The sequence below is a fragment of the Streptomyces sp. NPDC060027 genome (genome assembly GCF_042737005.1).
Lineage (GTDB): Bacteria > Actinomycetota > Actinomycetes > Streptomycetales > Streptomycetaceae > Streptomyces.
The window spans coordinates 1-7,933 of record NZ_JBHWVI010000306.1 but is presented as its reverse complement, the minus strand read 5'-3'; the positions used below and the strand labels follow the sequence as shown (position 1 = coordinate 7,933).

At 68.8% G+C, this 7,933-nt stretch carries 3 protein-coding genes; all 3 read left to right on the top strand.

The annotated features are described in order from the left end of the window. Positions 1-101: 101 nt before the first annotated feature. Genes ACFWBT_RS39655 through ACFWBT_RS39645 form a run of 3 tightly spaced genes read left to right on the top strand, consistent with a single transcriptional unit; the run spans position 102 to position 7,916 of the window. On the top strand, positions 102-5,291 hold the full coding sequence (locus ACFWBT_RS39655) for an amino acid adenylation domain-containing protein (protein WP_385708727.1): 5,190 nt from the start codon (positions 102-104) through the stop codon (positions 5,289-5,291). Continuing rightward, positions 5,288-7,069, top strand: a complete 1,782-nt coding sequence (locus ACFWBT_RS39650; RefSeq protein WP_385708724.1) for an acyl-CoA dehydrogenase family protein — start codon at positions 5,288-5,290, stop codon at positions 7,067-7,069. Before ACFWBT_RS39655 ends, ACFWBT_RS39650 begins: the two co-directional genes overlap by 4 nt. A gap of 55 nt (positions 7,070-7,124) precedes the next feature. Continuing rightward, positions 7,125-7,916 (top strand): thioesterase II family protein, encoded by a 792-nt coding sequence (locus ACFWBT_RS39645; RefSeq protein ID WP_385708722.1) that lies wholly within the window; start codon positions 7,125-7,127, stop codon positions 7,914-7,916. Positions 7,917-7,933: the final 17 nt, after the last annotated feature.

The following is a 7,933-nucleotide window of genomic DNA, read 5'->3' as shown; positions in this document are numbered from 1 at the left end:
GATGCCTTACCTCTCCCGCATATGACTCCAGCGACCACGCAGCCCGGACGGCGGCGAACGATTGGGTGACGATGAAAAGTAAGTACTCAACACTGGTTGACATGCTCCAGGCCCGCGCTGAGGAGCATCCTCGTCGCGAGGCTTACAGTTTTCTGTCGAACGGCGAAGAGGTATCCGATTCGCTGACCTACGCGGAACTGGGCCTGAAGGCACGGTCCATTGCCGCGCTGCTGGTCGACCGGGGACTCACGGGCAAGCGGGTGCTGCTCATGCACCCGACCGGACTGGATTTCGTGGCCGCGCTGTTCGGGTGCTTCTACGCGGGGGTCACGGCGGTTCCGGTCGTTCCGGAGGAGAGCGGTTACCGGTGGCGCACGGACCGGCTGCGACGGTTACTGAGCGACTGCGACCCGGCAGCACTGATGGTGGCATCGGGTGATAACGCGGGGCGGGACGACGACGGCACTGGCCTTCCTCCTCTGTTGTACAGCGGCGAGACGGCGGCGGTGAACGGCTTCGAGCCGGTCGCCGTCGATCCAGGCTTTCCGGCGATCCTCCAGTACACGTCGGGTTCGACATCCCTACCCCGCGGCGTGATGGTGACGCATCGCAACGTGATCGGTAACGTCGTCATGCTGGAGAGGATGTTCGGCCAGCCCGAGGGCGCCACCACGGTCGGCTGGCTGCCGCTCCATCACGATCTGGGGCTCTTCGGCAACGTCCTGCGTTCCGCGTACTCCGGCGGTCGCTGCGTACTCATGTCCCCGATGTCGTTCATCCGGCGCCCGGTCCGCTGGCTGCAGGCCATTTCCAGGTTCGGCGCCTTCACCAGCGGAGGCCCGAACTTCTCCTTCGACCTCTGTGCCGACAAGGTCTCCGAGGAGCAGGCGCGGCAGCTGGACCTGAGCTGTTGGGGGACCGCGTTCAACGGCGCCGAGCCGGTGCGGGCGGCGACCATCGAGCGTTTCAGCCGTGCGTTCGGTTCGAGCGGATTCAGCCGGAGGTCGTTCTCGCCCGGCTACGGTCTCGCCGAGGCGACCCTGCTCGTCTCCGGCACGGGACATGATCAGGAACCCTTGGTGCTTCAGGTGTCCGCCGCCGCGCTGCGGAAGGGCCGGGTGGCGCCCGCGGAGCCCGGCGCGGAGGCCACGGCTTCGCTGGTCTCCTGCGGTCCCCCCTGTGAGGGGCTCCGCACGGAGATCGTGGATCCGGAGACCCGCCGCCCGCTGGGAACGGGTGAGATCGGGGAGATCTGGGTGAACGGCGAGACGGTGGCCGCGGGGTACTGGAACCACCCCGGGGAGTCGGCCTATACGTTCGCAGCCGTGCTTAACGAACAGACAGCCGGCGGTGACCGGGCCGGGTGGCTGCGGACCGGTGATCTGGGCACGCACGTCGACGGTGAGCTGGTGGTCACCGGCCGCCTTAAGGATCTCATCGTGGTCCGGGGGGCGAACCACTACCCGCAGGACATCGAGAGCATAGGTCCGGACAGGTTCCGCGCGCTGCGGGCCGGTTGCGCCGCGGCCTTCCCCATAGAGGAAGGCGGGACCGAGAAGATTGTGGTGGTGCACGAGTATCGGCCGGATCCCGCCGTCGACCCGGCGCAGGTGGTGGAGCACATCCGCCGGAAGGTCGCCGCCGAACACGGGCTGTTCATCGACCGTGTCGTCCTCACCGCCTACGGGCAGGTGCCCAAGACGTCGTCCGGGAAGCTGCAGCGTTCACTGTGCCGCGAAAGACTGGCCGCCGGAACGCTGAAGATCCTCCACGACGACCAGGTGGGCTCCGTCGGCTCTGACGAGGAGGCCGGGACCCAGGAGGTCACCGACCAGCTGCGGCGCCTTGTGGCCGGACTGCTGAACCGGCCCGTCGGCAAGGACGAACTGCGTACGGCCCTGTCGTCGATGGGGCTGGACTCACTGCGCGGCATCGAACTCCAGGAACTGATTCAGGGGCATTTCGGAGTCGAAGTCGATCTGTCGGACCTGCTCGGCAGCTGGAGCGTGGCGGACCTCGGACGGCACATCCACGGAGCACGGCAGGCGGAGGCAGCCGACGGTCCAGGTAAAGCCCCTGCGTCCGGCAGTCCAGGTGAAGCCTCCGCGTCCGCAGGCGCGGGTGAAGTCCCCGCTCCCGGCGGCGGGAAGGACGAGCCCGCCGCCGGGGAGAGCGACATGTTCCCCCTGACCGACCTTCAGCAGGCTTACCTGGTCGGACGCTCCGATGAGTACGAACTCGGCGGTATCGGCTCCCAGATCTACCTGGAGTACCGCCATCACGGCCTCGACACCGGTCAGCTGGCCGAGAACTGGCTCAAAGTCGTCCGCCGGCACGAGATGCTGCGGGCCGTCGTGACCCCGGAGGGTAAGCAGCACGTGCGGCTCTCCCCGCAGGACTGCGCCCTCGTCGTCGAGGACCTATCGACACGCCCCGATGCCGAGGAACAGGTCCAGGCCACCCGCGAGCGGATGTCCCGGCAGGTCCACGACCCGGAGACCGGTCCGCTGTTCGAGCTGCGCGCCTGCCGACTCCCGGGCGACGAGACCGTCGTACACATAAGTTTCGATCTCCTTATGGCCGACGCGCGCAGCCTCATGCTCGCGCTGAAGGAGTGGGGGGCCTTCTACCTCGGCCGGGGCCCGGCGGAAGCGGTGAGCAGCCCGTCCTTCCGGGACTTCGTCGCCCGCCGTGCCCGGCGGTCGGCAACCGCTGCGGACCAGGCGCTGCGCAGCCGCGCGATCGGTCTTCCGCCGGGGCCGGCCATACCGCTCGCCACGGATCCCTCCTCGCTCGGCCGGCCCGTGTTCCGGCGGCGCGCCACTCACCTCGACGCCCCGGCATGGCGTCGCCTGCAGGATCAGGCGAAGGCGCGCGGAGTCACCCCGGCCGCGCTCGTGGGCGCCGCCTTCAGCGAAATCCTGGCCCTGTACAGCGAGGGCCGCGCGTTCTCACTGACCGTCACCTCCTTCGACCGCCCCTCCACCGAGGTGGGCACGGGAGTGATCGGCGAGTTCACCGACCTGCTGCTGGTAACGGTGCCCGCGACGGGCGGGGTGTTCGAGGAGCGGGTGCACGGCTTCTCCCGCGCCCTGCTGGCCTCTCTCGACAAGCGGTGGGCCAACGGCCTTGCGCTGCTGCGCGAACGCTCCCAGCTCGTCGGCGCGACCACGAGACCGTTGGCGCCGGTGGTCTTCACGAGCCTGCTCGACGAGGACGCTGGCGGTCTGTCATGGCTGGGCAAGGAGGCGTACGCCACCTCTCGGACGCCTCAGGTGTGGCTGGACCACCAGGCGATGCTGGAAGGCGACCGAGTGAAGATTACCTGGGACGCGGTGGACGAGCTGTTCCCGCCGGGCCTCCTCGACGACATGTTCGGCGCGTATCTGCGCCTCCTCGCCCAGCTGGCCGAGCGCGAGAGCTGGTGGCTGCCCGGACGGACACTCGCGGGACTGGCCGGACTGGAGGCCGTCGAGACCCCCGTGCCAGACCGGCCGGCGGGAGGCATGCTGCTGCACGGCCTGGTGCTGGAGCAGGCGGAGCGTACCCCGGACGCGGTCGCGGTGATCGCCGGAGCTCGACGCGTGACCTACGCGGAGCTGGTGGCGGCGGCCCGGTCACTCGCCGGTCGGCTGGGGGACGCCGGCATCGGACGCGGTGACCTGGTGGCCGTGTCGGTTCTGAAGAGCCTGCATCAGGTCGTGACCGTGCTCGGCGTGCTGCTCGCCGGCGCGGGATACCTCCCGTTGGACCCTGCGGCCCCGGCGCGTCGGCGTACCGAGATGATCGAGGAGAGTGGCGCGGCAGCTCTCGTGGTGGCCGGTCCGTACGACGTGAGCGTGGGCGCCATTCCGCTGTTCGACGCAGAGGCGGTTCTGGACGGGTCAGCGGCCGCACCGGCGGGCCGGCCGGTCCCGGCGGCCGACCCCGGCGACGTGGCCTACGTCATCTACACCTCCGGGTCCACCGGCCGCCCCAAGGGTGTCGCGATCGAGCACCGGTCGGCGGTGAACACCGTGACCGACATCAACAGCCGGTTCGGGGTGAACGCCCGGGACCGGGTGCTCGCGGTCACTCCGCTGACGTTCGACCTCAGCGTGTACGACCTCTTCGGCCCGCTGGCGGCCGGTGGCGCAGTAGTCGTGCCGGACAACGCGGACCGCCACGACCCCCGGCACTGGCGGCAGTTGATCCACGACGAAGAAGTGACAGTCTGGAACTCCGTTCCTTCGCTTCTGCGCCTGTTGTGGGAACAGGACACGGAACCGGGCGCGTGGGGCAAGTCTCTGCGACTCGCTCTGCTCAGCGGTGACTGGATCCCGGTACCGTTGGCGTCCGCCGTGCGGACGGACATGCCCGATGTGCGGCTGGTGAGCCTGGGCGGGGCGACCGAAGCGGCCATCTGGTCGGTGCTGCACGAGATCAAGGAGGTCCGGCCCGGCTGGCGGAGCATTCCCTACGGCCGTGCGATGCGGGGCCAGGGTGCCCATGTGCTGGACGGCCATCTGGAACCCCGCCCGATCTGGGTACCGGGCCCGTTGTTCCTGTCCGGTGAGGGACTGGCCCGTGGGTACTGGCGGGACGGCGAGCGCACCGCGGCGAGCTTCGTCACCACAAGTGACGGCCGCCGCCTGTACCGCACCGGCGACATCGCCCGGCTGCTGCCGGACGGGAACCTCGAACTGCTGGGCCGTGAGGACGAGCAGGTGAAGATCCAGGGCCATCGCATCGAACCGGGCGAGGTGGAGAGCGCGTTGAACCGCCATCCGGCCGTCATCGGGTCGGTGGCGGGGGCCATCGGTCCTCGCGACGGCGTGCGGCGGCTGGCGGCGTACGTCCGCCTGACGAAAGATGCCGCCACCACGGTGGAGGAGCTGCGGGAGCACATGGCCGGCACGGTGCCGCGCTATCTGGTGCCGGACATGATCCGCACGGTGCCCGACTTCCCGCTCACCGAGAACGGGAAGGTCGACCGTGCCGCGTTGTTCTCGGCTCCGGTGGACGACGTGCCGCCCGCCACGGGCGCGGCGGCCGTCACCACCGGCGGTTGCGGGGCGGTGGAGCGCACGGTGCTCGACATCGTCGCATCGGCCCTGCTGGATGTGTCGAACGAGGAATACTCCGACTTCGGCACCGATACCTCCTTCGCCGAGCTGGCCCTCACGTCGATGCACATCCAAGTCCTGATGGCCAGGCTGGAGAAAGAGTTCGCGTTCCGGCCCACAATCGCTCAGCTGCATGTCATGAAGAACCTCGGGGAACTCGTCACGTACTACGCGGAGCACTCATGAGCACTTCGGTCACACCGCCCCGCGCCGAAGACAGCGAGCGCGGCGAAACATTTTCCCCCTCCGGGGTCTCGGCCAGAGCGGCCGTGGAAAGCCTGGAGGAGTTCCTCGGCGGGTACTGGGAGCCGGACAGCCGCCTTTCCGTACGCCAGGTGCTGTCGACCGACGACGGTGACGACCTGCCCTGGAAAGCGGTCGAAGCTCTCTTCGAGTGGGGCTTCCAGGACTACCTCGTGCCCGCGGAGTTCGGCGGCCAGCTGAACTGCCTGGAGGAGCTGTTCCAGGTCTGCCGCGCGATCTCCCGACGGGACGTACGGCTCGTCGTCGCCTACGGAAGCGGGATGCTGGGCGCCAACCCGGTTTGGTTGTGGGGCGACGCCGGGCAACGGGGCTGGCTGGCGGGACGCGTACTGGCCGGTGACCTCGGCTCGTTCGGCATGTCCGAGCGCGATCACGGCAGCGACCTGGCCAACTGTGAGTTCACGGCCCGGCGGGACGGCGGCTCGTTCCGTCTCACCGGGGAGAAGTGGCCCATCGGAAACGCCACCAGAGGCACCTTCGTCACCCTCTACGCGAAGACCGGACCCAGCAAGTTCTCCCTGCTCCTGGTGGACAAGTCGGCACTCCCCGAGTCGGGTTGGGCAAATCTACCCAGGGTGATGACGCTCGGCCTGCGGGGACACGACCTGAGCGGCCTAACCTTCGAGGACTGCGAGGTTCCCGCCTCGTCGGTCATCGGGACTGGCGGCACCGGGATCGCCCAGACCCTGAAGACGCTCCAGATAACCCGGACCATCATCGCCGCGACTTCGCTGGGAACCCTGGACACCGGGCTGCGCATCTGCCTGGAACATACCCGGCAGCGACACCTGTACGGCGCGGCAATCGAGGAACTCCCGCTGATCCGCGATCTGTTGACCGGGGTCTATCTCGACATCCTCATCGGCGAATGCGTGTCGCTTCCGGCCACCCGCGCGCTGACGCTGCTCCCGGAGCGGCTGAGCCTGTGGTCGTCGGTGGTCAAGTACCTCGTCCCGGAGATCGTGGAGGAGGGGATGACGCAGCTGTCTAAGGTCCTCAGCGCCCGCTACTACCTCCAGGACACCGAACGCTCCCGTCTGTTCCAGAAACTTCAGCGTGACCACGCGGTGGTGGGAATCTTCGAGGGTACGAGCCACGTCAACCTCTCCGTCATCGCGAGCCACCTCTGCGCCCTGCCCGCCACCGGCACGGCCCCTGACGACGACCTGCTGAGGCAGATCTTCGGCACCTCGGGCACAACGGCCGTATGGCGTCCGGACGGAGAGGACCTGCGCCTGCTGTCACCGGGTCCGGATCCGGCGTCGGCTGGCTGGGCGCACGTTAAGCAGGAGATCGCCGGGCGTGTCGGCGCGGAGCCGGTGAACGCCGAGATCCTGGACGCGATGGACCGTCTGGACGCCGTGAGGTCCGGGCACGAGCAGCGTGCCGCGGGAATGGGCCTCGGTTCCTCCCCGCGGATGCCGTCGCGCGGCTTCAACGAGGCCCGTACCTGGGCACTTCTGCACGCGGCGTCCTGCTGTGTGCTCACCTGGTGGTACTCGCGCGAGGAAGAGGGCGCCCTGGACCCACCCTTCGCCGACGGGGAGTGGCTGGTGCTGTGCCTGTGGAGGCTGCTGCAACGGTTCGACAGCACCGTGATGCTGCCGGAGCGCTACGCACGGGACGCCGCGGCCTGGATGTCCGGCCAGTACGTGAACGACCGTTCCTTCTCCCTCACTTCCACCCGGCTCAGCAGGTGAACCAGTCAACTGCCGACCCGCTCCCAGCTCTTTCATCCCCAGGAGGAAATCGACCGTGCGGACAGAAACGCACAGCAGCGCCCCACCCACCCTGGACGCTCGGTCCTGGTACCGGTGCCGCCGCCCCCAACAGGACCCCCGGCTGCGGATCATCTGTTTCCCACATGCAGGTGGCTCCGCCAGCTTCTTCCGTTCCTGGCCGGAGCATCTGCCGGAAGGTGTCGAGCTGGTCGCCGCCCAGTACCCGGGACGGGGCGACCGGCTCGACGAGCCGGCACCGGCCGAGCTGCGCCGACTGGCCGACCATGCGGCTGCCGCGCTGCAACCGCTCCTGGACCGCCCTTACGTACTCTTCGGGCAGAGCATGGGCGCCCTCGTCGCCTACGAGGTCGCCTTGAGACTGGAGGCCGCCGGCCTCAGAACACCGGTGCGGCTCGTCGTGTCCTCCTGCGCCGCACCATCGGGAAAGCACCGCTCCCGTGGGCTGGGCAGGGCCGGTGACGAGGAGTTGCTGCGGGGACTGCGGGAGATCGGCGGGGACGATGTGCGCCTTCCCACCGATCCCGAACTCCTCTCCCTGATCCTGCCCGTGACCCGGGCCGACATGGCGATGGCCGACCGCTATCTGCCCCTGCCTGCCACGGCAGTCTCCGCCCCAGTGACCGCCGTGGCAGGCGACACGGACACCGGGGTGGACCTCTCACAGGCCAGCCTGTGGGCACGCCATACGACAGGTGGCTTCGGCATGCAGGTCTTCCCTGGGGGCCACTTCTACCTGGTGGGCCAGGAGGAGAGGCTAATCGGAAACATCATGCGCCTCGTCACCGAAACGGACACCGGCGACTGACTCGGGCGACGGCACCA